The organism is Vibrio sp. SCSIO 43097 (genome assembly GCF_023650755.1).
Lineage (GTDB): Bacteria > Pseudomonadota > Gammaproteobacteria > Enterobacterales > Vibrionaceae > Vibrio > Vibrio alginolyticus.
The window spans coordinates 152,596-177,979 of record NZ_CP071841.1; the positions used below are offsets into that span (position 1 = coordinate 152,596).

Annotated in this window: 21 protein-coding genes, 1 tRNA gene and 1 pseudogene; 5 read left to right on the forward strand and 18 right to left on the reverse strand. The window is 41.7% G+C overall.

Translation table 11 applies throughout. The annotated features are described in order from the left end of the window. The first annotated feature begins 120 nt into the window (after positions 1-120). Positions 121-1,593 carry an EAL domain-containing protein gene (locus J4N40_RS17050; protein ID WP_054574374.1) on the forward strand — a complete coding sequence of 491 codons (1,473 nt, stop codon included), beginning with the start codon at positions 121-123 and terminating at the stop codon, positions 1,591-1,593. Here the strand turns inward: J4N40_RS17050 and modF are convergent. Beyond that, positions 1,581-3,035 carry a molybdate ABC transporter ATP-binding protein ModF gene (modF, locus tag J4N40_RS17055; protein ID WP_250654602.1) on the reverse strand — a complete coding sequence of 485 codons (1,455 nt, stop codon included), beginning with the start codon at positions 3,033-3,035 and terminating at the stop codon, positions 1,581-1,583. The two genes, J4N40_RS17050 and modF, sit on opposite strands and share 13 nt — an antisense overlap. A gap of 285 nt (positions 3,036-3,320) precedes the next feature. On the opposite strand from modF, the gene J4N40_RS17060 reads away from it, so the two are divergent. Beyond that, positions 3,321-4,871 (forward strand): methyl-accepting chemotaxis protein, encoded by a 1,551-nt coding sequence (locus J4N40_RS17060; RefSeq protein ID WP_025768974.1) that lies wholly within the window; start codon positions 3,321-3,323, stop codon positions 4,869-4,871. A 580-nt stretch (positions 4,872-5,451) separates the two neighbouring features. Here the strand turns inward: J4N40_RS17060 and J4N40_RS17065 are convergent. The 14 genes and pseudogenes from J4N40_RS17065 to J4N40_RS17130 all read right to left on the reverse strand — a co-directional run bounded on the left by J4N40_RS17065 (position 5,452) and on the right by J4N40_RS17130 (position 17,552). After that, positions 5,452-6,186, reverse strand: coding sequence for a hypothetical protein (locus tag J4N40_RS17065; protein WP_250654603.1), 735 nt, complete (start codon positions 6,184-6,186; stop codon positions 5,452-5,454). 28 nt (positions 6,187-6,214) lie between these two features. Beyond that, positions 6,215-6,538: a hypothetical protein gene (locus J4N40_RS17070; RefSeq protein WP_250654604.1), complete on the reverse strand. Its 324-nt coding sequence runs from the start codon at positions 6,536-6,538 to the stop codon at positions 6,215-6,217. Between the two features lie 344 nt (positions 6,539-6,882). Beyond that, entirely contained in the window at positions 6,883-7,620 is a 738-nt protein-coding gene (locus J4N40_RS17075) for a hypothetical protein (protein WP_250654605.1), read from the reverse strand. Continuing rightward, positions 7,613-8,446 carry a hypothetical protein gene (locus J4N40_RS17080; protein WP_250654606.1) on the reverse strand — a complete coding sequence of 278 codons (834 nt, stop codon included), beginning with the start codon at positions 8,444-8,446 and terminating at the stop codon, positions 7,613-7,615. The genes J4N40_RS17075 and J4N40_RS17080 overlap by 8 nt, the downstream gene beginning before the upstream one ends. A gap of 352 nt (positions 8,447-8,798) precedes the next feature. Further along, positions 8,799-9,275, reverse strand: coding sequence for a hypothetical protein (locus tag J4N40_RS17085; protein WP_250654607.1), 477 nt, complete (start codon positions 9,273-9,275; stop codon positions 8,799-8,801). Positions 9,276-10,027: 752 nt separating this feature from the next. Next, the gene (locus J4N40_RS17090; RefSeq protein WP_250654608.1) at positions 10,028-11,839 is read right to left on the reverse strand and encodes a relaxase family protein; all 1,812 of its coding nucleotides are present in this window, start codon (positions 11,837-11,839) and stop codon (positions 10,028-10,030) included. Continuing rightward, positions 11,830-12,417, reverse strand: a complete 588-nt coding sequence (locus J4N40_RS17095) for a hypothetical protein (RefSeq protein ID WP_250654609.1) — start codon at positions 12,415-12,417, stop codon at positions 11,830-11,832. Before J4N40_RS17095 ends, J4N40_RS17090 begins: the two co-directional genes overlap by 10 nt. Positions 12,418-12,567: 150 nt before the next feature. Then, on the reverse strand, positions 12,568-13,392 hold the full coding sequence (locus J4N40_RS17100; RefSeq protein ID WP_250654610.1) for a hypothetical protein: 825 nt from the start codon (positions 13,390-13,392) through the stop codon (positions 12,568-12,570). Between the two features lie 2 nt (positions 13,393-13,394). Then, positions 13,395-13,781: pseudogene (locus tag J4N40_RS17105) on the reverse strand (tyrosine-type recombinase/integrase); the annotation flags it as partial. Positions 13,782-13,837: 56 nt separating this feature from the next. Next, positions 13,838-14,773: a tyrosine-type recombinase/integrase gene (locus J4N40_RS17110; protein ID WP_250654611.1), complete on the reverse strand. Its 936-nt coding sequence runs from the start codon at positions 14,771-14,773 to the stop codon at positions 13,838-13,840. A 271-nt stretch (positions 14,774-15,044) separates the two neighbouring features. Continuing rightward, the gene (locus tag J4N40_RS17115; RefSeq protein WP_130201316.1) at positions 15,045-15,248 is read right to left on the reverse strand and encodes a hypothetical protein; all 204 of its coding nucleotides are present in this window, start codon (positions 15,246-15,248) and stop codon (positions 15,045-15,047) included. An 8-nt stretch (positions 15,249-15,256) separates the two neighbouring features. Next, on the reverse strand, positions 15,257-16,036 hold the full coding sequence (locus tag J4N40_RS17120; protein ID WP_065788139.1) for a hypothetical protein: 780 nt from the start codon (positions 16,034-16,036) through the stop codon (positions 15,257-15,259). A 2-nt stretch (positions 16,037-16,038) separates the two neighbouring features. After that, positions 16,039-17,373, reverse strand: coding sequence for a tyrosine-type recombinase/integrase (locus tag J4N40_RS17125; protein ID WP_250654612.1), 1,335 nt, complete (start codon positions 17,371-17,373; stop codon positions 16,039-16,041). An 88-nt stretch (positions 17,374-17,461) separates the two neighbouring features. Then, positions 17,462-17,552: transfer RNA gene (locus J4N40_RS17130), tRNA-Ser, on the reverse strand. 329 nt (positions 17,553-17,881) lie between these two features. Here J4N40_RS17130 and J4N40_RS17135 point away from each other — a divergent pair. Next, the gene (locus J4N40_RS17135) at positions 17,882-18,562 is read left to right on the forward strand and encodes a MaoC family dehydratase (RefSeq protein WP_115386709.1); all 681 of its coding nucleotides are present in this window, start codon (positions 17,882-17,884) and stop codon (positions 18,560-18,562) included. A gap of 63 nt (positions 18,563-18,625) precedes the next feature. Here J4N40_RS17135 and J4N40_RS17140 read toward each other — a convergent pair whose 3' ends face one another. Further along, positions 18,626-19,450, reverse strand: a complete 825-nt coding sequence (locus tag J4N40_RS17140; RefSeq protein WP_017635752.1) for a phosphate ABC transporter substrate-binding protein — start codon at positions 19,448-19,450, stop codon at positions 18,626-18,628. Positions 19,451-19,716: 266 nt separating this feature from the next. Here J4N40_RS17140 and J4N40_RS17145 point away from each other — a divergent pair, with 266 nt between their 5' ends. Next, on the forward strand, positions 19,717-20,070 hold the full coding sequence (locus J4N40_RS17145; RefSeq protein WP_017635751.1) for a DUF3024 domain-containing protein: 354 nt from the start codon (positions 19,717-19,719) through the stop codon (positions 20,068-20,070). Positions 20,071-20,103: 33 nt separating this feature from the next. Here J4N40_RS17145 and J4N40_RS17150 read toward each other — a convergent pair whose 3' ends face one another. Together J4N40_RS17150 and rnb are read right to left on the reverse strand one after the other, a co-directional pair. Then, positions 20,104-20,913: a helix-turn-helix transcriptional regulator gene (locus J4N40_RS17150; RefSeq protein ID WP_053307810.1), complete on the reverse strand. Its 810-nt coding sequence runs from the start codon at positions 20,911-20,913 to the stop codon at positions 20,104-20,106. 71 nt (positions 20,914-20,984) lie between these two features. Beyond that, a complete protein-coding gene (gene rnb, locus J4N40_RS17155; protein WP_017635749.1) occupies positions 20,985-22,988 on the reverse strand; it encodes an exoribonuclease II in 2,004 nt (667 codons plus the stop codon). Between the two features lie 413 nt (positions 22,989-23,401). Between rnb and J4N40_RS17160 the strand changes: the two genes are divergently transcribed. Continuing rightward, on the forward strand, positions 23,402-25,324 hold the full coding sequence (locus tag J4N40_RS17160; protein ID WP_248525413.1) for a DEAD/DEAH box helicase: 1,923 nt from the start codon (positions 23,402-23,404) through the stop codon (positions 25,322-25,324). The last annotated feature ends 60 nt before the right edge of the window (positions 25,325-25,384 follow it).

Consider the following 25,384-nt stretch of genomic DNA (forward strand, 5'->3'; position numbering starts at 1 on the left):
CTCAGCGTTTCGCATACTGAGTTAATCCAAACAAATAATGTTAAAAAACGTGAGTTGCTAGCGGGTATCGGAATCGAGGTACCATCTCAGTAAATCGGTTTTATAAAAGGTTACTTTTATATGCTGAATAAGGCGATTTTTAAAAAAGCCATCATTTTTCTTCTGCCTATTCCCTTGGTTATTGGAGAGGTTTTGTATTTAGCTCGTGAAAGCGTGCAAAACAATCTCAATCATTTATTAGAAAAAAATGTGCAAATTGCAGATGAAATTTTATTCCAAATAGAGACAGAAAACCGCACGGCGTTGCTACACCCTGAACGATGTGAAGAGCTCCAGCAAAGCTTAATGTTTGAACGAGATATTGAAGAAATGCTCATTGTGAAAGAGGGAGTCATTACTTGTTCTTCGAAATTGGGAAGTATCTCTAAACCGTTAGCTGAGCACATCACCTTTCCTAAGGGACAAACGCTAGCGTTTGGTAGTGTTGATAGCTTGTACGATCAGTTCTTGCTTGTGGTAACGGAGGGAGAGCGGGGTTATCAAGCCGTAACGATTATCGATCATGACTACTTTAATGCAACAATAGGGTTTAACAACGATTTACGCCTAAAACGCTCTGCGCTGTTTATCCATGATCAAGTTTCACCTGAAGGAGCATTAAGAGCGGGAAGTAATCCTATCGGTATCAAATCGTCGCAAATGTTTGAGTATGAAGCTTTGAGCGAAGCCAGCGATCTTTTCGTCAAACAGAGAACACTTTCCTATTTTTTGTACTCAATTCCAATTATTTTCGTTATCTACCTTTGCTTGTATGCGTTGAATAAGTTTATTGATCCCCATCGCAATTTGATACTGGATCTTAAAAGAGCGATAAAAAGAGGAGAGTTGACCCTGTATTACCAACCGCAAGTTAACGTTGATACCGGCCAGTTATTCGGGTTTGAAGCGCTAGTGCGATGGGAGCATCAAAGTAAGGGGTTCATTTCTCCGGATGAGTTTGTCCCTGCGGCAGAGCAAAGTGGATTGGTTTTTTTACTTACTGATTTCGTTCTGGATAAAGCGGCAGAGGACTTCAGTAAATTAGGCTTTGATCAGCCTGTCCACCTTGGTATTAACGTGCCGCCTGGTTATTTAGTCGGACCAAACGCGATCAGAAAAATTCAATTGCTCGACAGACAGTTGAGCCGAAACAAAGTCTCATTAGGGGTAGAGATAACGGAGCGTCAGCTCATTGATTCAGAGGCGAGAAAATGCATTGCAGCGCTGCGAGTGCATGGTATTGATGTGCTGATCGATGATTTTGGAACTGGCCAAACCTCGTTAGCATTTCTACAGCACATGCGCATAGATTACTTAAAAATCGATAAGTGCTTTGTCGAAACCATTGGTATTCCTAGCCTTAGTGCTTCTGTCTTAAAAGCGATGGTTCATTTCGCGGAAGAATTACAAGTACAATTGATCGCTGAAGGCGTGGAAACCATAGCGCAAGCTGAACACTTAAAGCAGATGGGAGTGAGATATCATCAGGGATACCTGTACTCCAAACCATTACCTTATGAGCAGCTTGCGCAGCGAAGTCATTATGATTGGTAGACGTTAGCTCTATAACACTGAGCATTTTCATCAAACACAAACTCTAACTCATTTTTGATGCTATCTAAGCGGTCTTCTTGGTAGTGAGACACATACAATAGTTGGCTTAAATTCTCTCTAGCGATGAGTTCAAGTGTGTTCTTAACTAACCGTCTACCCAAAAAATCTAACCCTTGATACGGCTCGTCCAAAATCAATAATGTGGGTTGTTTCACGATGGCTCTTGCAATCAGTAATAGTCGCTGCTGACCGTACTCTAATTGCTTGAATGAGGTTTTTTTGTACTGGCTCATATGTAAGATATCGAGCCACTCGTTTGCAATATTCATCTCTTTGCGAGTTGGCTGGTTATACAACCCAATCGAATCGTAAAATCCTGACAAAATGACTTCTAATGCGCTGCAATTGACTCGATATTGGAGGTGTAGCGCTGAAGACACCATGCCGATATGCTGCTTAATTTCCCAGATTGTCTCGCCAGTACCACGCTTTTTACCAAAAATATCAATGTCATTGCTGTAGCATTGCGGATGATCGCCAAAGATCAATCCAAGTAAGGTACTCTTTCCACAACCATTTGGGCCTTTGACCTGCCAATGTTGGCCCTTGTCTATGCGCCAGTTCAAGTCAGTAAAAATCTTCTTATCGGTGTATTCGACAGCCCCATTCTTTAGTTCAAATATTGGGTTGTTGAATGGCGTCGAGTGCTGATGCTGACGTATCAAGCTTATCATTTCTTCACTCTGTTGCTCTGACTGAGATTTTATTTGTCCAATGATTGGATGATTATCCCAACTGGACTTATCCATTGTACTATCAAGCTTTCCTGCACTGAAAAGCGCGATGCTATTGATCCACTCAGGCATGTCAGATTCGCGAGAGAAGGTTATGAGTAGTTGCACATTTTGAGAAAGCGAGTGTAAATAGCGAGCGAGAGCAGCTCGGTGCGCAATATCTAAGCCAGTAAATGGATTATCGAGTAATACTAAGTCAGGTTGTGTGGCTAAAGCTCGGGCGAGCATTACTCTTCTGGTTTCTCCGGTAGAGAGAACACGGAAGCCACTATCTCTAAGATGACTTAGGTCGAGATCATTAACTAGCTGTTCAGTTAAGTTAGTGTCTTGGCTCTGTTCTAGGATTAATGAATAAACAGTGCTTCCTTGGTCGATACGATCAAGAAAATCCGTATCATCTTTTTCTAATTCTCTTTCCAGTAATCGCTGTTGCTCTGATAACGAGACTTGCGCAACGGACAGCCCATTTAGCTCAATTTCCCCACTATTTGGTGACATTTCATCACAAATAAGGTCTCCAAGCAGAGAGCCAATATCTCCATCCGCGCTGAATATCCCCCAAGACTGCTGAGTGTTAATTTTCCAATCGTCAATAAACAAGTGTGTCGTGTTTCTCTTAGCTGCAAGCTGACGAAAGTGAATAGTCATTGTGTTTGTCTTCCCTGTTTTCGTTTTAGTGGATTACTTATAACAATTTACGAACTCAGTACGGAAGCGCTTTTGTGTATTAATTTTGAACAGTGCTCAGTCTTGTGCATATTAACGAAGCCTTGTATTAGAGGATAAAAATGCGACTAGAGTCATTAAGTAACAAGTAAACTTGTCAATAATTTTGTTTTATTTTTGAATCAACCTATCATTATGCATGTATATGTTATGCTGATAAATTCATATTTGCCGTTTGTTAATTAATCAATGTAAGGACACATGTTTATGAGTGAAACGGAATACGATTACCCTTCGAGTTACAGCCTAGTTTCCATTACCGATACCTCCAGTTACATCAAATATGCCAGTGAAAACTTTAATGAAGTCGCGGGGTTTGATGAAGGGGAGCTTATCGGTAAACCCCACAATGTTGTGCGTCATCCTGATATGCCAAAACAGGCTTTTAAAGATTTATGGACTCACCTGAAAACTGGCAAACACTGGATGGGAATGGTCAAAAATCGACGTAAAAACGGCGGCTATTATTGGGTTGACGCGTTTGCTTCTCCTATAAAATCTAATGGTGAAGTTGTGGAATACCAATCAGTGAGATTTAAACCTGAGCGTATACACATCCAGCGAGCGGAAAAAGCGTATTCGAAGCTTCGAAATAATCGTAAGCCGTGGAAAATGTATCTTCCTCGTACACGTTTGTGGATGAGATCGGCCTTCTTCCTTTTAATTTCAAACCTTCTTGGCTTACTCATTCTACAAATGAATCAATCACCAGTGATAGCGTTTGGCGTTGTTGCGTTACTTTCCGTTTTCTCTATTTATGTATTAACCAGACCAGTTGAGAAGCTCGCTAAACAGGCTAGGCAAGACTTCAACAATCCACTCATGGAATATATTTATTGCGGAAGAATCAACGATCTGGCTGAGATTGAGCTGGGTATGAAGATGCGTAAGCAATTTGCCAATGCGCTATTGGGGCGCGTTGGCGTGTCTGTAAAAGACTCTTGCGAAAAAACGCGCGCAAGTGCTAACAGTGCTGCGACAAATAGCCAGCAAGTGACGGAGAACTTAAGCGCACAGAAAGTGGAGATTGACTCGGTCGCAACAGCGGTCAACGAGATGCAAGCCTCTTCATCTGAGATATCAAATAATGCTCAAGCGACCGCCGAGGCTACGTTAGAAGCGCAAAATACGATGATAGACAGCCGTAGCGTTATCGATAATGTTAACCAATCGGTACTAGAGCTGGTGGGTGAGCTCGGCGAAATATCTAAAGTGGTCATACGTTTGAACCAACAAACCGAGCAAATTGGAACCGTTGTTGAAGTCATCAATGGTATTGCCGAACAAACTAATTTATTAGCGTTGAACGCTGCAATTGAAGCCGCGAGGGCAGGCGAACAAGGCAGAGGGTTTGCCGTTGTAGCAGATGAAGTGAGAACCTTAGCTAAAAGAACTCAGGAATCGACAACAGAGATTAAATCGGCCATTGAAGGGATTCAAAATGGGAGCAAATCAGCGGTTTCTGCGTTAGAGAAAGGTAATGAAATGTCGACCGGAACGGTAACATTGCTAGGTACTGCTTTGGATAGCATTCAACAACTGGAGTCCCTTGTTCAGGACGTCGTCGAACGAAACCAACAAATTGCGGTCGCGATAGAAGAGCAGGTTTATGTAACGGATGAAATAAATGAAAACATCCAGTCGCTTAATTTAAAGTACAGTGAATCGTATGAACTGATGACTGAAACGAATCATATGAACACCAAAGTGCAAAATTGCACCAATGACCTGTCTGAAATGATTAAGAAGTTTGCTTAAACTTTAGAAAATCGAAGTTAAAAGCCCGCTAAACATTAGCGGGCTTTTAACTGGAATATAGTGAAGTGCTGGATTCGCTTACGAGCGAGGATTTCTAAATCTCGTTTTTTAAGAGCTAAAACGACGAAAGCTCGCAATAAATGCGAGCTTTCTAAATAAGTGGCGGAGAGATAGGGATTTGAACCCCATCACTCGCTAATAATTCTTCACAAACCCTTGAATATAAGAGAGTTTTCGACACCTAGTTACGCAAATCGATTACAAGTGTCTAAGCCAATTGGCTTAGACACAATATTACAGGTCGTTTACAAAAAGTCAATGTAACGGCGTTCAACTCTCTATATTTTCATCTCACTGAATGCCAGAGCTGAACACACGGACTTATTGCTGAACGTAAACGTTTTAGCGCAGCACTACTAAAACGTTTATGTAATATTAGAAAAAGTATCTTGAAACCGTAAATAGTCTGTATGCGAAATATGGCTGTTATCCTGAGCTTACTGCTCAGAGATGGTATAATGGGGAAGTGAAAGCAACGCCAACAATTAGTTATTGACGCCTTAGTCTCTTGTTATGTTTTTTATTTCTTTCGTAATACTAAAATCAGGTGGCGCAAGCAAACCCCAGCAGTCCAAAAGCCTTCTCGTAATCTAGTTACGTCTCCAGACTGAAGATCTCTTGTTGAAGACCACGGAATTACGCTTTGATCTGGAGTATTACCTGTAGGTAACAAACGAGAAAGAATACGCTGTGTATTGCTGTCATACACTGAAACCTCGCCCCAGTTACAAACACCATAAGCCCATAAACCGTGTCCATCAACACTTTGAACATTATCACTAACAAGAACGCCATGCTGATCTAAAAGTGTTAAATAAACTTCTTTTGTCAGTTTGGCTCTGGCATATTCAGGATCAACGTAGGCACCACGAATTTGCTTACCCGATAACACTTCATTTGGATGTTGAAAGCAAACACTAGCGTTACTATAGACGTATCGTGCCACTACAGTTTCACATTTTGGTGGGATTTCTAAATCGAGAGCTTCTTTTGCAGCTAATAGCTTATCTTGATGCTCTGTATACTGCTGATCAGCATATTCTAAAGTAAAATCATCATCTTCAGGGTATTCGTAGCATACAACTTCGATGCAACCAGAATTGCTGCTTCCTACAATCTGAAATTCCCTGATCTCATAGATATATCCATCAACTGGATTAAAAAACGTTTTGATTAGTAGTGGAGAAGTGCGATCTAAACCTAGAGGTGGATTACATAAATCCTTGCTGTAATCCACAATTACTGCTGGAGCCATCCAACGACCTTTTTCTAATTATTAATTATTAAGCAGTTAACATCATACTGCTTTTTATTACATTATTTATTTTTTCTTCTAACTGTGACTCAACGCACTCTAACTCTGGGTACTGTTTTGAAGGCCTTATTGCATATCTAATACGATTACGCACATAACTCACTTCTGTAACCACTTGAACTTGCTGCCAGTCATCTTTTTCTACACTAGCTGCAAAAACCACGATAAAATGTGGTCGAGCTTGCCTAGTTGAAAGTTTACGAACTTCGATTGTATCCTGAATTGCAGGCACGAAAAAAGACTGAACAACCTCAGTAGCATTTTTCAATGTTTGAGCACTTCTCAAAAACATATAACCTCACAATAGTCGCTTAATAATTGCAACAATACAGACTCTACTTAACTATAACGTAACTATCTTGGTAGAGCTACTATTAAAATGGTTCCGAATTCAAAATTTACAACCAATTAAGGTGCGAGGTACCCAATGCCGATGCCACACACAATACCGCCTCAACCGCTCGCATAGTAAACGCCAAGCGTACCGAATCACTCTTAAATGCTTTGATACCTATAACATCGTCAATTATGACTCTGCTGGAAAGCACCCAAATACAAAAAGGGAAGACACTATTTATTGTAAAAACAGCAAGTCAGCTAGGTATTTCCAAACTAACGTCAATAGACTTCAAATAACTAGTAATGATCGGCTCCTCCGCCTAGATCCGTTAGTACAGCCATGAACTCATGGTTGTTCTTTAGGTAGTCAGCCGATGGATAATCCATAAACTGCATACAGATCATTACAAGTCTCAGCTGAGAGAACTCAGTAAAGCTAATAAGTGTTTGAAATTGATTAGTTCTTATCGTCTCATCAAACTGGTTTTCATCACTGAGCCTTTCGGTAATCATTTTCACGATATTATAGAACACTCTAATTGTGTTATATATGTGTTCGTCTTGGTCAAGCTTCTCTAACATTTCTTCTATTTCACTATCTTGCGCATTGCGCTCACGAAAAGCTTCAATCCGATCTTCAAGCGCTCGTATTGCACATACTCCCCTCAGCGTTTTAGCATCTTCTTCTTCCTTGAACTCCAATTCGAAATTAGCAAACGAAGATCTCTGTGCTTCTATTAGCCCGAAGAAATAGGTCTCAAATGATCTAAGCTGTTCATTTTTATGATTTAGTTGCACCTCAGCCCTAAGCTCTGTGTTAGCTTGGTTCTGTAGATTTAAGGACTGAATCAGCAATACTAAGGACACGAAGCTAAGCAGTGGGCTAACAAGACCATTAAAAAAATCACCAAAATCTACCCAATCAGAAGGATGTTCTGAGATCTCATACCCAAGCTTGAAATAGAATTGGAATACATAAGAAGCAACGACTACAGCCATCAAACTGATTGCTGCAATTGAATACCGATTAAGCATCGACAATACCTTCAATAATATATTTGATTACTCGCCCTGTACTTGTAGTTTGCGTATGGACACGAAGTTGTAGAGTTTCCCATTCTTCTCTTGGTCTGCTGTTATTAGTATGCAAGTTTTCAGAAAAGGGCGTTTTGGCTGCTACTTTAAGCTCTAGATATTTCTTCGTTACAGGGAATCCAAATGCAACTGTTTCATCTGCTCCCTGTATTTGAAGCCTGCCATTACCAGTATTGATATTAAGACGAGTAATACTTGCAGTGATGTCTCGTTTAGTTCTGTCTGTTCGTGGTTTTAAAGTAGCATGTGTTGCTCGGTCAACTTTAGCTAAGGTCGTTTGTTTATCTCTACTTTGTCTATACCTGAGTTTCACATCTTGATTAAAGTTATTAGATACAGTATGCAAGTGATCAAGAGAGCTTCTTTGCAGTTGCTTAATTAACTTCTCTTCGAGTTTAACCCCAAGATCTTTTAGAACTTTTTTAGCCTTTGGGGAAAGCTCAAGGCTTTCTTGATAAAGAGCTTCATTTATAAAATATGATATCAATTCAACAAATGCCTTCTTGCCAATCTTATTAAGTCGCTTCTGTACATCTACATCATATATATCAATAGAGAACTGCTGACCAAAAGAGCCTTTAAAACTCTTTTTTAGGTTTGTTCGAACTTTACTTTCACTCGATAGTCTCTCTGGCACTCTTTCTTCAAGAATTGTAGTGGCAATCTGTCTAGTAGCTTCAGATGCCCCTTTTAGCGTATCGAGTCCAGAATTCATATCTACAGAGTAGTCATCACTTGCAATCACAACATCAAAGCTGATGCTCATATACATTCCTAGGGCGGTTAAATAGATGTGCATCCAGTATATCTGGGGTAGCCTTAATTGCTAGATATGATAGAGACTTACAAAGTCTTTTTTGATCTAACTATTTTTTTGGCAGGGATAATTTCAGAAAAAGCTTGTTGTGCAACGTTTGTGTCAGATTGATCATGAGTTGTTAGCCCCTCCCCAATCCTGTCGTAAAAGGCGATACATTTTAAGGCGCTTGGAGACAAAGTTTCTAGGTGTCGAAAAATAGGAACCGTATTCTACGATTTATAGCTGAACCTAGCTTTGAGATAGGCAGTAAGATGACATCTCCTTCTTACCTAGCGCATTATTGGGTGTGGTACCTGCACTAGTCTACTAGAAGAGATTCTGTTGTCATCATTTCAATGCAACTTATCGAGCCAACCCCTCTTAATCGTACGCGTGTGGCTGCCTTAATTTTTTTAAGAATTCGCCTCAAACTGTCTTTCTTCACACATGGTGTTTTATGCGCTTTATTTCTAATCAAACGCGATTTCAGCTCATCCCTCAGCCTGGGGGCAGAATCTATAACTTCAAAAGCTCGACTAAGTTGGAGATAGCTGTTGCTCTGTCTCTCTGCCAAGTCTCTAGCATGTTCAATTGATGTTCCAATTTCTTGATTTACTGTCTCGTGGATACGGATATTTCGTCTGATGCTACCAGTAGCCCTTTCAAGCCCTCTACTGAGGCTTGGTATTCCTGCATCATGAGCTGATTGGCCTGAATAAATGCGCGAGCTAAAAAAGCTGAATCCAAACAAAATTATAGTCATCAGCGACCAATCACCAACATAAAGAATGTTCATTGAGCTAACCTATTTCCACTATATGTACATTTCCACTATATGTACAAAATAGAAAAAATGAACCTATTCTCTAGATGAGTTTCGAGCAGTTTCATGTCAGCCGTGATCAAGTTGCGCGTTGATAGACCGAAATCAGTTAGTACAAATTATACTGTACAGAGTATACGGCAGTAATATACTCCATAGGGTATATTTAGGTTTTTCACATTAGATAAGTATGGAAATTTCACTTAGCCAAATGACCAAGGCTATTGGAAAAGATACTTTGCGGCGAGGATAATGAAACTCTCCGCCAGCGTATGCAAATCTAATGCTGCGCTCAACTCGCTCATGCAGGCATATGGACTGGGGTTATATCGATTAGGCGTACTTGAAACATGAATGTTCGCGACCCTAAACATTCAACAACTTACTTTAAAGCAGCAGAAGTTGCTGACCGTATAATCAAAAAATACATAAATAAATCAGAAAGTTACTCTGTGTTATTCTTATGAAAAATGAAGTCTACATTAACAGAGGTTACCCACTACTCTAACAGAGTGCTCGCATCTGTTGGTTGGACAAGCATTTAGATTGTAAGAAGGCATCCGCCATATGAAACATAAATTAATAACCTTACATGGTTCGAACGCTAATGCATATTTCGGAACATTTCGAACAGTTTTTTCCGCTGCTTTTAAGCAAGTAGTGGGCATTTTCATTTCAGTAACGCCGATGATTACTCCGCGCGCTTTTTAGGGTTCAAGTACGCCTCATCGATTCACCCCTTCTGTTCCGTAAGTTTGTGGCTCCCTTAATTTTTTAAGAATTTTCCTCAAATCGTCTTTCTTCATTCTTAACGTCTTACGTGTTTCATTTCTAACCAAGCGCGATTTCAGCTCATCTTTCAATTGCGGTTCGGAAGCTATAACTTCAAAAGCTCGACCAAGTTCGAGATAGCTGTCCCGCTGTCTTTCTGCCAAGTTTCTAGCATGTTCAAGCGATGTTCCAATTTCTTGATTTGCTGTCTCGTGGATACGGATATTTCGTTTGATGCTGCCGATAGCCCTTTCAAGCTCTCTACTGAGGCTTGATATTCTTGGATCATGAGTTGATTGGCCTGAATAATGTCGTTCAAGATTGTTTTGCGTTCGTGTTGATACTGTTCTTGAATTTCTTTTATCGTGTTCAAGTAAAACTCGTTCTGTGTCTCGACCATAGCGAGTAAATGCTCGTTTGAAATCTGCTGATTCTTCGTCAATGACGTAATTTGTGAAGCTAATTGCTTCTCGATGCTGCTCATATTCTATTTTCCCTTCTAGTAAAAAACTCATCCATTCTTGGATAAACTTTTTTTGTTGTTCGTGATACTGCTCTAGCGCTATTCTTGCGTTTCGTTCAGCCAATGCCTTGATTTCTTCAAGTTGCTTAACCATCTCATGTCCTCTAAGGGATGGGTTAAATTCAGGCATGTGTGCATAATTAGCCTGAGATTGCGGTATGTAAAAAGGCGGCGTTGCTGTCCATCTTGAATTGGGCGGTAAGTAATACGCTTTCGTTATGCTTTTTTCAGGTTGAATACGTGCAAGTCGGTAGCGACTTTTGTTGTAGTCAGCTCGTTTTGCAATGACCTTATCCAGCTTACTTTTTAGTTCATGTAGTCTTTCTTCCTTGCTTTGTATGCTTTCACAGGATTGCGTCAGTGATTCTTTCGAACTGAATAGGGAAGTGAAGACAAAGCCCTTCAGGCGAACGTTCTTTTTGTCCTGAAAATGCAAGCGTATAAAATTATCTGACTGACTAATATGGGTAACCCCGATCTTTTCTTTAAACTTATCACTACTTAGTGCTTGTATAATGTCATTGCGGTTGTTTACTCGATTATTAGCAATCATGTCACTGACCCAGCGATTGATTTCTTCCTTGAGCCTATAGCGCTTATCGAAGCCTTTGCCTTCTTGAGTTAGCCTTTTATGCATGGCATCAATTGGACTAGCTAAATCGTGCTTTAAATTCAAGTAATCACGTAACAAGTTAAAGTCATTTTCATGCCCAGGTGGTGCAGGGTTGAATGACAATCCTGTTGCAAGGTGAATCCTTGGCATCAAAAAATGGTTTTCTATATTGCCTTGGTGCGTGTGACGCACCCAATCGATAAGACGTTCATTGGTGGGGAACCCCGCAAAACATAAGTCTTCGAATAATTCTCGCCATTCCGCTTCAATTTCTGGATTGGCTTGTAACTTATCTGTATCTTCTAACGCGTGAGCAATCACACCAGAAACATATTTATGTTGGTGAGGTGTATGTGCAATTGCGTATTCGACTGCTTTGCGATTGCCATTAATCGCTTCTGGTGGCGGCTTTCGGCGTTTTCCTTTCTGCTGCTGGAGAATATAGTCGCATTCCCACTCTGTCTGTATGTCGTTCGCTTCTCTGGCAGACTTGCGCATTTGATAAGCCTCACTGTAAATTTGTTTTTGTTCTTCAGTGAGGCTGCAAAGAGGACCATAGAGATAATCAGTTGCTGCTTGCGAATTAGATTGCCCAATACCGCTGGTTCGGAAAAATGAAATTACTGCCATGCGTCCACCGATAGTGGGTCTACTTTAACTACTCGGTAATGGTGATCGACAGATGGTTTCGCTAGAATATTCATGACACGTAAATCATGCTGCTCAAAGGCTTTATTAAGTTGGTTCAGCTCAAGGAGTATTTGAATAGCTTCAGCACCAGACTTGTGAGTGTTACACCACTTCACGGTCTGGTTAAGCAGTGAATTAAAGCGTACACGTTCATTGATTACGCCTAACATCTCTTTTCTAGTCTGTTCTGCAAAAGGTACGATGATTTGAGTTTTATATAAGGATTCAGACAAAATCTGTGACACAGTTTTGTTAGCTTGCTTAGCTTTGTTCTTCCAGATTTTTTTATCCAGCAGAGTGCAGTTCATCTCAACGCGTGCGTTTTTTGCTTCGCAGTAGTGTTGGTAAAGCGCATCTACTTCAGCGGATTTTAAACTAGTATCTTTCTTCAAACGGTTTTTGCTGATTTTAATGTTGTGTTTAACACAGTTATCAAGTGATTTTTCGAACAGTTCGGTAAGCTTTGGATCGTTAATATAGTGCTCAGCCATCTGCTTTTTCTTGTATTTTCTAGTCATATTAGTGCCTATTCTGTAGGTCTGATTATTATTTGGGGTATTCTTTCAGGGGTTTGGGCGCAGCCCAAGCGATTCTAAGCAGCCGCTTAGCTCCCCAACCCGATGAAACTTCATACGGGGTTGGGGTAACCTTGCTCTTTAGCTTTTACATCAATTTTCCACACCGTCGTCGACATGGAATTCTTCGGATAAGCTGGAATCTTCATCACTCAAATCGCCGAAATACCAATCTGGATGAGCGCTCGTGAGACTTTCAATGAGTTTAGTGTTGTGTTCTTGTAGACGTTCTTTATCGCGAGTTAATGAAGCGACATGCTCATTTAACATTTTCGCGCGAGTGCGTTCAACAACAAGCTCTTGGTTTACCAACAGTAACGTGTCGAGCTTTTGCTGTTGGTGGTCAATTTGAGACCGATAGTCAGAAGCAACTTGCTCTGATTGAGCAAGTTTATTTTCTAACTCATTGCACTTTTGACTCTGTGAATCAGTTTGCCGTATCTGCTTTTGCAATTCGTCAATGAACTCAACAAGCTCTTTGTTTTCTTTTTCTAATTCATCAATTTGCTTAAGAGATTCTTGGGTATGGGCGCTAACGAGCTGTTGAACCTCACCATCGAAAGCCTTCCAAACGATAGACATTTCGGCTTGAAGCGCAGAAGTCAGTCGCTGCTCAGAGTCAACAAACCACAGCGCTTTATTACGAACGATAGTAGTTGGTTTTGTAGCTTTCCTTAGTATTTTGAAAGCGATCGCTACTCGCTTAAAATCACCACCAACACGCTTTTGAAGCGCTTTTGCTGAAGTGGGTGCTGTGTTTGAATCGCTAAATGCTGAGGCATACTCGTCAATAGTTTTACCTTTTTCTGTTGAATAGCCTTGCTTTTCCAGTTCAGCGGAAAATCTTTCACGGAGCGATACAAGACTTTCTTCCTGACCGAGGAAGGCAGGAAGAGAGGAAGACAAAGTAGTATTCATAATTACTGTCCACCTTTAAGCGTATCATCGATAATTTTGTAGATTTGCTCTCTGTGTTTGTCATTCTTTGCAGCACGTGCTAATTCGAGTAAGTTTTGTATAAATGCTTTGTCATCACTGGCGATGGGTTGCGCTGCTTGCTTAATTTCAACAATGTCATTAGGTACGACAATGCTATTTTCATCTGTCGTTTTAAATAGTTCTGTAACTGTTTTATCTGCTTTGACTTGCTCTTTCTTCAAGCTCACTTTATTACGTTTTGCGTAGTGCTTTTCTACAATACTGACGTCTCGATGCCCAAGTAACTGAGCAATCCATGCGACACTAACTCCTCGATTAAAAGGTATCGACGCTCCCGTATGTCGCAATTGGTTTGGGCCTCGATGTGCTACACCAGCTTCTTGGAGAAACCCAGTAAAAAACTGTTTTGCGAATTGTTTGGGGTTTAACCACGGATGACCAGTTTGCTCATTAAAAAAACAAACCTGCGTTTTTCTCGTTTAACTGTGATGTTATCTCGTTGTACAACGTCAATAGCTATAGGTGCTTTGTCACCCGTTAGTCGTTCGAGTTTACGGAGTAATTGAGCTGCTTCTGGCGATAACTCAATTGTTCGTTCAGACTCTTCTGTTTTAGTTACTTTGTATTTGTTTAATGGTTTAGCTAAATCAACGTATAGTCGACACTTTTCAATCCTTTCCTCTGTATAAAACTCGATATTTTCCCAACATGCGCAGATTAGCTCGCTAATACGAAGAGCTGAGAGAATACCGAAGACGGTCATATCTTTAGCCATTTGAAGGTTGGTCGAAGTCAACAATAATTGACGTACTTCATCTTCAGTTAAAGGAAATGGTTCATCATTGACAACTTTCAGGTTTTTGATTTTTTCCATCAAGTCGTTTTTCTGCTGTTCCGAGGAACAAGCTTTATCGCAGACGGCTCGTAAGATAGTGTAACAACCGTTAATGACCTTGCCTTTTTTGCCTTGTGTGAGAAGTGTGATTTTGAGTTCATCAATATCTTCAATTGTAAGTTCAGATAGTGGTTTATCACCTAAGTGTAGGATGATATGTCGACCGTGAGTCTTCATTCCGTTCAGTGTTGATTCAGCAACAACAAGCGCTTTAGTATTTAGCTCATGACAAACAGCTTGGGCGACTGAGCTTAGCGGGTAATCATCTTTGTTTAATGAAATGTCAGACTTGCGAGTGCCTTTCCGAGCTTTTTTAATTCGAGACTTCAGGCGAGGGGATTTTTCATTTTTCTTCGTAGGGTTCATTTCTAGACCTATAGAGTGATAGGCCATTAAGGGCGGCTCTTCTGGCGGAGCCTTATTATGTATAATGGTCTGGTTTATTTGCTTATTATCAAACCACAACGTTTCTTTTTACACAATAGTTACGCATAATTAACTTTAATGTAAGTCTATGTATAATAAAGAAAAATATACATATCTGGAATATTTTTCATAGCGTAACTTATTGATATTTATAAGTGTAAGTGCTAACTAACTTATCGTATTTTCTTCCCTTGCGAGATTACAACGTTTACCATTAAATTTAATTAATGTGACGCAAGTAGCGAAAAATGACGTAGTGCAAATAACTACACTACGTCTTGTGGGGTTCATAGAAGAATAAATATTAGGGTTACAGTGCTGAAGATACTAGCCTTAATAGCTTCGCTGCATTAAACGCTGATGTATCATTTTCATAGACTTTAACGTGGTCGCCATACTGCATAAGTAACGTACCATTTTCACCCAGCAGCACCGAGGCGACACACTTTTGTTGAAGAGTTTGCTGCATTATATCTAAAGTTAGTTTTGGCGAACCGTCTTGGTTAGTCATCATTTTTCCCCTCAGCTAAAATCTAACAAGTCTAGTAACTCACGATTTGAGTTACATTTGTGAAAAATGGAAAACTCCTCCAGTTTGATAATCTTTCGCACTTTGCGCATTGGACTGGATTCGTTGAGATCATCTATAAGGCATACAGAATGTTGTGTACGATGCGAAAACTCGGTTGCATAGGTACGGACTTCTATATCAACGCTATCTGTATGCGAGAAAAGATGCAGTACCGAGTCAGTTAAGTTCATTTTAAAGCCTGTGTACCTACCAAAACGCGAAATCAAAATAAAGATCATGATGTCAAATACATCTGTCGGGATACCAACAGTAGTTCCACACTTAAACTTGAAGCTATTTAACTGCTTGGAGCCGAGTTGGATTTGTAGATTATCCACAAGATAAGCACCGTTCATAAAATCGCGACGAATTTCGTCTGAGAAATATTGATACACCAAATATGGTAAGCAAAGAGGTTCATTTTCAGTCAGCTTATTGATTTTTAACCAGTCGCGATAAGTATATTCCTCTAGACTGAGAAGGTTCTTAAAGCTACTCACGCTGCCAATCGTAAGCTGAACCTTTTGTACACCGTACTTTGATTCAAAGTCGTGTTGGTTCAAATAAGGATGGATCTGTAGCAGAGATATCGCTGTATCAATAAGGTGAATCTGCTCCATCGCAACCCCCATTGCTAGAAAGCGAGATAGATCGAGTTGATCGCGGTATGAAGCTCCCTCTTCGAGTGCTAGAACAATAGCTTTTCGTAGCGATTGACTGAGTTTTTGCATAATTACCCCTCTAGATCCATTTGGAACGTGCTAACGATTTCAAGCAATTTCTCTAATTTATGTTTCTTCCCATACCGACCGAAGGTCATATTCGGGTTGGTATGACCAACAACCTCGGCAACGCTATGTTCTGGAACATCCTGCTCTTTAAGAACATCAATGAATGTGTGGCGTAGTCCATAAGCGGTAGGACGCTTGCCAGCAAGCATACCCAACTTGGTTTGTAGCTTCCCGAATTGCGTTCGATACGTTTTAGTCCAATCTTTATCTGGTCCGAGCGGTGAGTAATCGAATAGAGGGGCATTGCCTTTATGACGGCGGCTTTCGCAAAATATGACGAAATCATCACGAATCGCAGGGTGAAGAGGGACATTTCGAACTGCATGCTCGTTTTTCAAGTGCTGATCTTTAGATTGGTCGGTGACTCGAAAATATGGGATCTCATCATCTACAACAATATCTTGGATATATGGCTGACAAGCTTCGCCAGTGCGTAACCCATGAAAGAGCTGTAGTTTAGTGATCCACTGAAAGTCCAGCGATTGTTGAGTAAACGCTGGACTTTTAATTAGTAATGTCAGTTCATCAGTTGTCCAACGCTCACGTTGTTCAGAGACATGCTTTTTACTTTTGAACTGGGGATTTAAGTCTTGAGCAGGGTTATTAGGAATATATTTCTTTGATTTTAGCCATTTGAAGAACTGCTTACTTGCTGAGAAATAGTCCTTGTTGGTTTTGGTAGAACGTCCTTCAGAGTAGAGCAGATCTATATAATTATCTAGGTCAGAGCTACTGACTGTATTCCGATTTATGCCCTCCTTTTCAAGGAAATTGATGCAGTGACTTATGCGTTGCTCAAGTTGATGGATCGTAAGCTGTCGAACATTACGCTTCTTCTTACTTTCTAGAAATCGCTCAAGCAACTGAGTAAAAGGTACTACTTCGGCAGAGATGCTCTTTACGCTCGGTTCAGTCTCTTCAAGGTTAGTTAGATCGATATTACTTGGAATGTCTGAAACAATGTCATCTTCAAAATACGCAACGGTTTCAGGGGTTAGTTTGTAGGCTGTTGGCGAGCTGAAAGATTCTCGCAGCTCATCTATCTGACGGTGAAGGACAACCTTAAATTTTTGGAATGCTACAGGTTTGGTTAATTCAACTTGGCCAAGAGCTAGCTTGATACAAGACGCCATTTTAAAATTGCGCTCTATCGCCTGTGAGCGATCTTTGGTTAGCAAACTAACTTTTATATCAAATGGGTAACCAGCCCCCCGTAGAGTCTTAGGGATGCAAATGCGAGTCTGATATACGCCGTTTGGCGCTTTTTGTAAGTACATTGTCTCACCTCATTGTCATGAAAGTGATTTGCAGTACTGTAGATACGAAAAAGCCCTTGAAAATCAAGGGCTTAATGCGTAAGAAAAATGGCGGAGAGATAGGGATTTGAACCCTAGATACGCTATTAACGTATGCCGGTTTTCAAGACCGGTGCTTTCAACCACTCAGCCATCTCTCCGTTGTGGGCGGTATAATAAGGAGCATAGTCTGACTTGTAAAGTGCTGAATTATAATAGAAGTACTGTTTGCTTGTTCTATGATCACTGATGTGATGTTGGACAGTTTGAAAACGGAGTGAAAAAGGGACAAAAAGTACCAATTTGTAGAGTTTTTACTTTATATTGGCGCACGTCAATAAAATGGTGTTTTATTGTTATCTTGCTGATATATAAGACATAACATGCTTTTAGGGTACATGTGTTCGCCCGAAAGTATTTGCAAGACTTTGTGAACTAATTCAAAATTAACTGGTATAGCCAGTTGTGCTTAGAATTCTTAAGGGTGTTTATGAAGGTCACAAATCTATTTAAAGACAAAGTTGATGCGATTTCTGCTCATCAATCCGAGTTTATGAATTGGATGTCTCCAACGTTACGCGATTATTGGAGTGACTTTTTGGGGAAAGCTCAAAATAGCTTTCTTTTCTCAAAAGTTCGTGATCACCAGCAGCCAGCCGTCAACGAAGAAGTTGCACCTCAACCTGCACCGATCGTAATGGCACCTGAGGCTAAAAAGCTTTATGACGAGTTAAGTGAAAAAATTGGCGAAGTTATTCACACTGGTGATTGGGTTCATGTGTCTCAAGAACGTATTAACCAATTTGGTGCGGTAACGGAAGACATGCAATGGATTCATACTGATCCAGAGCGTGCTTCAACTGAATCTCCATTTAAGACAACTATCGCTCATGGCTTTTTAACATTAGCATTGCTGCCTAAACTGACGGATTCAGTCGATCCAGACAAGCCAATGTTCCCAACAGCTAAAATGGTAGTTAACTTGGGTTTAAACCAAGTCCGTTTCCCTTACCCTGTCAAAGCAGGCAATAATGTTCGTGCAGTCAGCACGTTAACAAAAGTAACGCCAATCAAAAAAGGTTTGGAGATTGAGCGCGAAATTAAAGTGGAAATTGAAGGTATTCGTCGACCTGGTGCGGTTGTGGTCTCTGTAATTCAACTGCATTTCTAATTCCGAAACCGGATAGAACACGACATAGTAAAAGAGAGCATCAAGGTGCTCTCTTTTTCATTTTTACTGATTAAAGTTTTTTACTGGCGTATAACCGTAATCTGCAATCGCTTTTTGTCCCTGCTCTGAACGAAGGAAAGCGATAAAACCTTTACCTGCATCGCTAATCTTATCTACTTTGTATAGCACTAGGAATGGTCGCGCCAACTTGTACTTATGATTGCTAATGTTTGTCGAGGTTGGGTCAATACCATCTAACTGAATCGCCTTGATCGAGCGATCTACTGACCCTACAGAGATAAAACCAATGGCGCGAGTGTTATGGTTAACAATGGTTTTTACCATGCTGTTGCTGTTTACAACCAAGTTGTTTGGGCTGATATCCGAGACAAGGCGATCATTAACGATTTTGGTCAGTCCCAGCAAGCTTTCGAAGCTGTAACGTGAACCTGAAGACGCTTCTCTAGTAACCACCGCGATAGGCTGATCTGCGCCCCCGACCTCTTTCCAATTCTTAATCTTACCTTTGTAAATATCAAACAGCTGTTGCTGAGAAAGGTTTTCTACAGAGTTGGTACGGTTTACAACAACAGCGAGGCCATCATAAGCGATAGGGTATACATTGAGATCTTCACCTTTTTCGCTTTCAGTCAGATAGCGAGAGCTCATGCCTATTTCGGCTACTCCTTTATTGACCATGGTGATACCAGCACTCGAACCAATGCCCTGAACAGCAACGTAATCGTCTGGGTGTGTTTTGTTGTATTCCTCAGCAAGTACATCCATCACACGAGCAACCGACGTTGACCCTGAGATGTTGATTTCTTTTGCAATGGTAGGGAGGGAGACTGCTATGGCCAATAAAGTCGCCACAGTAAAACGTAACATATTAAACTCCATATACGGGATAAAGCAGAGTTTATGATATTGCGTTCAGGTTACACTTTTGTGAACTGTTAGCGTTAAACAGGGGAATTGTTTCTAGTCAAGAGGTGATGGAGCTAGCGTTTCCAAGTGGATTGAGATGATAATCTGGGCAAATGATAATATAGCTATCTTATACTTGAGTTAGGTAGATAACTACCATCGGTGATGATGTAAAGGTTATATACTAGGATCGACAGCTCTAACTATCATCCATCGGGAGAACGTTGATGTCAGTGTCCCAAATGGCGACAAGTCGTTTATACAAATCAGTTCAATCGCTCTGCTCTGCGCGTAATGCTAACTTGCCTGTCGAACAGGGCAAGTGCCTCTATGAGCTAGTAGAAAATGGCGTTGAGCTTCATCGGGCGCATTTTCTCCTCGACTCCCAGCATAGCGAGTATACTTCTCCCGTCGCGAAGATCATGTTTGATGAGGACAACCAACTTTGGTATTTCTATGTTCCCACATATCACAACGAGCTGTTAAGGTGGGTGCCTTATAAGCCACTTCCATTTAGCCGAATGCTTGAGGACTTACTCAACGAATTGGAGCGTGATCCTCAAGCGTGTTTTTGGGAATAGGGTGAGCCCAACGGATGCGAATGCCGACATGATTTATACTTTAGGCTTAACGACTTGGTTTCTAAAGTCTTTGGGGGTCATGTTGTAAACGGATTTAAATGCTGTACTGAAATGCGCTGCACTTTTAAAACCAGACTCAAACGCTATTTCTGTTATTGATTTTTCTGACTTGCGCAGTTGGGTTGCTGCGAAGTTTATCCGTTTCACCTTTAATATCTGAGAAAACGAAAGATCATCTGCGGCGAGGCGACGTTTTAAGGTCGCGATGGACATGCTCATATGAGCCGCTAAGCCTTCTAGCGTGATGTCTTTTTCAATATTACCCTCAATGTACTTAATGGCTTTTTGAGAGTCGCTCAGGCTACTTGCATCATCTATGATAGATAGGATGTTTGGCTCTACCTCAACCATCAACGACAGCAATGCCATTGCGATATGGCTTTGTGTGTAGTCTGGAGCATTGCGACTCGCTAACTTAACCAACATGTCCTTCAATTGTGCTACTTCGCTACTGGATTGCGTTGAAAAAGGATAGAAGCGCCTTTCTTCCGTTTTGGAACGTAGCATCGGGTGCGCTTTCTTAAAGTCACAGAATATATTTGGATTGAAGACTAAAGCCAGTGCTTTAAAGCCTCCGTCACTAGAGACGGCTTCTGCACTGCTCAGATCTGCGGAGTTATAGAGTGTGAAATCTCCGGCTTTAAGTTCAAATTGCTCGCCATTAGGTTGATGAACTAATAGGGCACCTTCTTCAACAATATATAACCCATTATGTGTTGCAGTGTAACGCTCACTTTTGCGCGCAGTGAAGTGATTAAAGCGAATGATCTCAATGTTCGGCATACTCTTTCTTATCGTTTTACATAACAAATAAAAAAGGCGCTCAATAGAGCGCCTTTTAACTTCATTCGGTATTACTCACTTACAGTCTGTTCTGTTTGTGCTGCTGGTTGTTCAGCGAATACCTGGGTTGGCTTTGCAACTAAACTGCGGTTTTCTTGGTTTACGTCCGTAAGGACAATTTCCAATGTATCCCCAAGTTTGTATACGACCTCTTTATCGATAGAGATGGTACCGTTGTCGCCATTGCACTCAATTCTTTCTTTATTATCAAGAATTAGTGCACCAGGAATAAAGGCTGCTGCGCCATTTTCGAGAAGTCGGACACGTGCGCCTGCACGATTAATATCGAAAATCTCACCTGTGAAACAAGTTTTCTTACTCGGCTCATCAGCAAGCGTGCGTGCATATAGCCAATCTGAGACATTTCGCTCAGCGATTTTATGATGTTTACGATGTAGAGCTAGCTCTTCGCCTACTTGGTCATCTGGTTTTTGTACGGGTTCTTTACCAAGGATGACGGCCTTCAACATACGGTGGTTGATCATATCACCGTATTTACGAATTGGTGATGTCCAAGTTGCATAGATGTCTAAACCCATTGCGTAATGAGGCAGAGGCTGATTACCCACCTCACTGTATGCTTGGAACTTACGAATGCGGTTATCTAGATAAGACGTTTCTTGAGCTGCCAACCAGCGGCGCAACGCAGCAAAGCCTTCTAGCGTAGCAATAGACTCCGCTGTGAACTCCAACTGGCCTTCTGGATTGACAAGTTGAACCACTTCTTCAATCTTCTCGTTCTTGATACCTGCATGCGTATTGAAGACACCTGTTTCAAATTTATCGCGTAATGTACGACCTGCACAGATGTTTGCGGTAATCATGGATTCTTCAACAAGACGGTTTGCACTGCGGCGCATGTCTGCGTGGATAGCGATTACATCGTTATCTTCACTGAGCTCAAAACGGTAGTCAGGACGATCAGGGAAGACCACTGCGTTTTTCTCACGCCATTCAGCGCGAGCAAGAGAGAACTCATAAAGATCACGAACGATGGTCGCGATCTCTTCAGATGGCGTCCATGCTTCAGAGCTGCCGTTTTCTAACCAATCAGACACGTGATCGTATGCTAGGCGTGCATGTGATTTGATGTTTGCCGCGAAGAATTTAATATCGTCGCCAATCACACCATCTTTACTTACCGTTACGGTACAGCAAATAGCAGGGCGGGTTTCACCTTCAATCAGAGAACATAGGTTGTCCGCTAAATCGCGAGGTAGCATCGGGATGTTGCGTCCTGGAAGATAGATAGTATAGCCACGCTCACGCGCTACTTTATCCATTTCATCTTCAGGTGTGATGTAAGCGGTTGGGTCCGCAATAGCGATGGTGAGTTCGAAATCGCCAGATACGGTTTTCTTCGCGTACAGCGCATCGTCCATATCTTTAGTCGATTCACCGTCGATAGTGACGAATGGAACATGAGTCATGTCTACGCGTTCTAGCTCCGCGTCGTCTTTCAGTTCCCAGTTATCGATGCCTGCTGGCTCAGAGTTTGGTAGATCGTTTTGAGCAAGCGTTACCCACCAAGGCGCAATTTTATCATTCGCGTCAGTGATTTTTTCAGAAATTTCTACGAAGAAAGAGTTATCGCCTTTTAGAGGGTGGCGAATAAGATGTGCGACAACCCAATCACCTTCGGCGAACTCGTCAGGTTTTAGACCTTTCTTTAGTTTCGCTTTAAGAGATAGCTTTTTAAGCTGTGGGTGATCAGGTGCTACGTTGAGCTTGCCTTTGAACATTTTTACTCGACCAATAAAGCGAGTCACGGCTTGTTCTAGCAGCTCTTGTGGCTCTGCAACTTCGCGTTCATTTTCGGTGCGGATAATGGCGATGACTTTGTCACCGTGCATGCACTTTTTCATGTACGCAGGCGGGATGAAGAAGCTCGTCTTACTGTCCACTTCCAAAAAGCCAAAGCCTTTATCTGTGGCTTTTATTGAGCCTTCTTTTTTAGGCAGGTTTTCTTGGATTTGCTGCTTAAGCTGAGCGAGTAGTGGGTTATCTTGAAACATCTTTTCTTAAATTACCTATGGAGTTGGGCACACTATAATCATTGCGAGCTATTATTACTACCTGTGGAGCGTAATTTCGCCGTGAATTTTGCCAATTTAACCACGAGAAATTGGCTTAAATATTGATGAAATTCTCATCTGTGAGTTACGCGAATCTACGGGGAATGGTAGGGTTGGTGGAAAAATATGCTAAAAATACCATTGTTGAGAATAAATTGTGATGTAATTCAATTTTTTCTGGATTTTTTTATGCTTTTAAGGAATAATCCGCCTCCCTTAGTCGTCCCTAATGGCTTATCGCGGTTGTGTACTGTGCTGTGTTCCCGTCTGAATGGAATCAGTATCTGGATGGATCAGTATCGAATTGGAAGAGCATATGGGACTGTTTTTTTGTTTAATTAAGTAGGATCCCAATGCAAGATTCTGTTATTCAATTCAGTGATTTATCTCTGAATGATTCTATCCTTTCTGCTCTAGACGGAATGGGTTTCGTGTCACCAACTCCAATTCAGGCTGCGGCAATCCCACACCTATTGGAAGGTGCTGACGCGCTGGGTAAAGCTCAAACAGGTACAGGTAAAACAGCAGCGTTCTCTCTGCCTCTTCTCAACAAACTCGATCTAAACCAACGCAAACCGCAAGCGATTGTACTTGCTCCGACTCGTGAGCTGGCAATTCAGGTTGCAGCGGAAATGAAAAACCTTGGTAAAAACATCAAAGGTTTGAAAGTTCTAGAGATTTACGGTGGCGCATCTATTGTCGACCAAATGCGTGCTCTTAAAAGTGGCGCTCATGTAGTTGTCGGTACTCCAGGCCGTGTTCAAGATCTTATCAATCGCGAACGTCTACACCTAGACGAAGTTAGTACTTTCGTTCTTGATGAAGCAGACGAAATGCTAAACATGGGTTTCGTAGATGACGTAACTGCGATCATGGAGCACGCTCCAGAGTCAGCACAACGCGTTCTGTTTTCTGCAACTATGCCTCCAATGCTGAAGAAGATCGTTGAACGTTTCCTTCGTGACCCTGTAACGGTTGACGTTGCTGGTAAAAACCACACTGTAGACAAAGTTCAACAACAGTTCTGGGTAGTGAAAGGTGTAGAGAAAGATGAAGCAATGTCTCGTCTTCTTGAAACTGAAGAAACTGACGCGTCAATCGTATTCGTACGTACTCGTCAAGATACTGAGCGTCTGGCTGACTGGCTATCTGCACGTGGCTTCAAAGCAGCTGCACTGCACGGTGACATTCCTCAGTCTCTACGTGAGCGTACTGTTGATCACATCAAACAAGGTGTTATTGACATCCTAGTTGCAACTGATGTTGTAGCTCGTGGTCTTGACGTTCCACGTATTACGCACGTATTCAACTACGACATCCCATTTGATGTTGAGTCATACATCCACCGTATCGGTCGTACTGGCCGTGCTGGACGTAAGGGTAAAGCGATCCTTCTAGTTCGCACTAACCAAATTCGTATGCTTCGCACTATCGAGCGTGTAACTAAGTCATCTATGGAAGAAATCCAACTTCCTCTACGTGACCAAGTTGCTGAAGCTCGTCTAGCTAAGCTAGGCGCTGAGCTTGAAGCAGAGAAAGAGCACAAAGCACTAGACAAATTTGCTGAGTTGGTAGAGAAACTACAAACTTCTCTAGACATCGACCCAGCAACACTTGCTGCTATGCTTCTTAAGCGTCAGCAAGGCAAACGTCCTCTGTTCTACATTGGCGAAGACCCAATGGTTGAAGCAATTGAGCGTGACAAGCAACGTCGTAAAGAGCGTCGTGAAGGTGGTCGCGATGGCGGTCGTAACTTCAACAACCAAGACTGGGATACTTACCAGCTTCAAGTTGGTCGTGAGCAAGGCGTTCAAGTTAAAGACATCGTTGGCGCTCTAGCAAACGAACTAGGTCTAGGTAAAGGTTCTATCGGTGCGATCAAGCTAGCTCAAGGTCACACATTCGTACAGCTACCTAAAGCAATGACTTCAGACGCGGCGAACAAGCTAAGCAAACTACGTATCCGTCAACAAGATGTTGGTGCTGTAGTATGTGATTTCGATGATTTCCGCGAGTCTCGTGGTGGTCGCCGTGACGGTGGTCGTCGCGATGGTGGTCGTCGTGATGGCGGTGGTTACCGTGGCAACCGCGAAGGCGGCAACCGTGGTCGTGAAGGCGGCCGTCGCGAAGGTGGCTTCCGTGGTAACCGTGACGGCAACCGCGATGGCAATCGTGAAGGTGGCGAACGTCGTTTTGATCGCAACCGTGGTGGTGATCACCGTGGTGCACATCGTGGTGAACGTGGTCACGGTCGTGGCCGTCGTACAGACGTATAATCACTAGTGATTAAAGCGACGGTTTAAGTCGCTACAAAAAGAATTGAAAGCCGAGCAAAG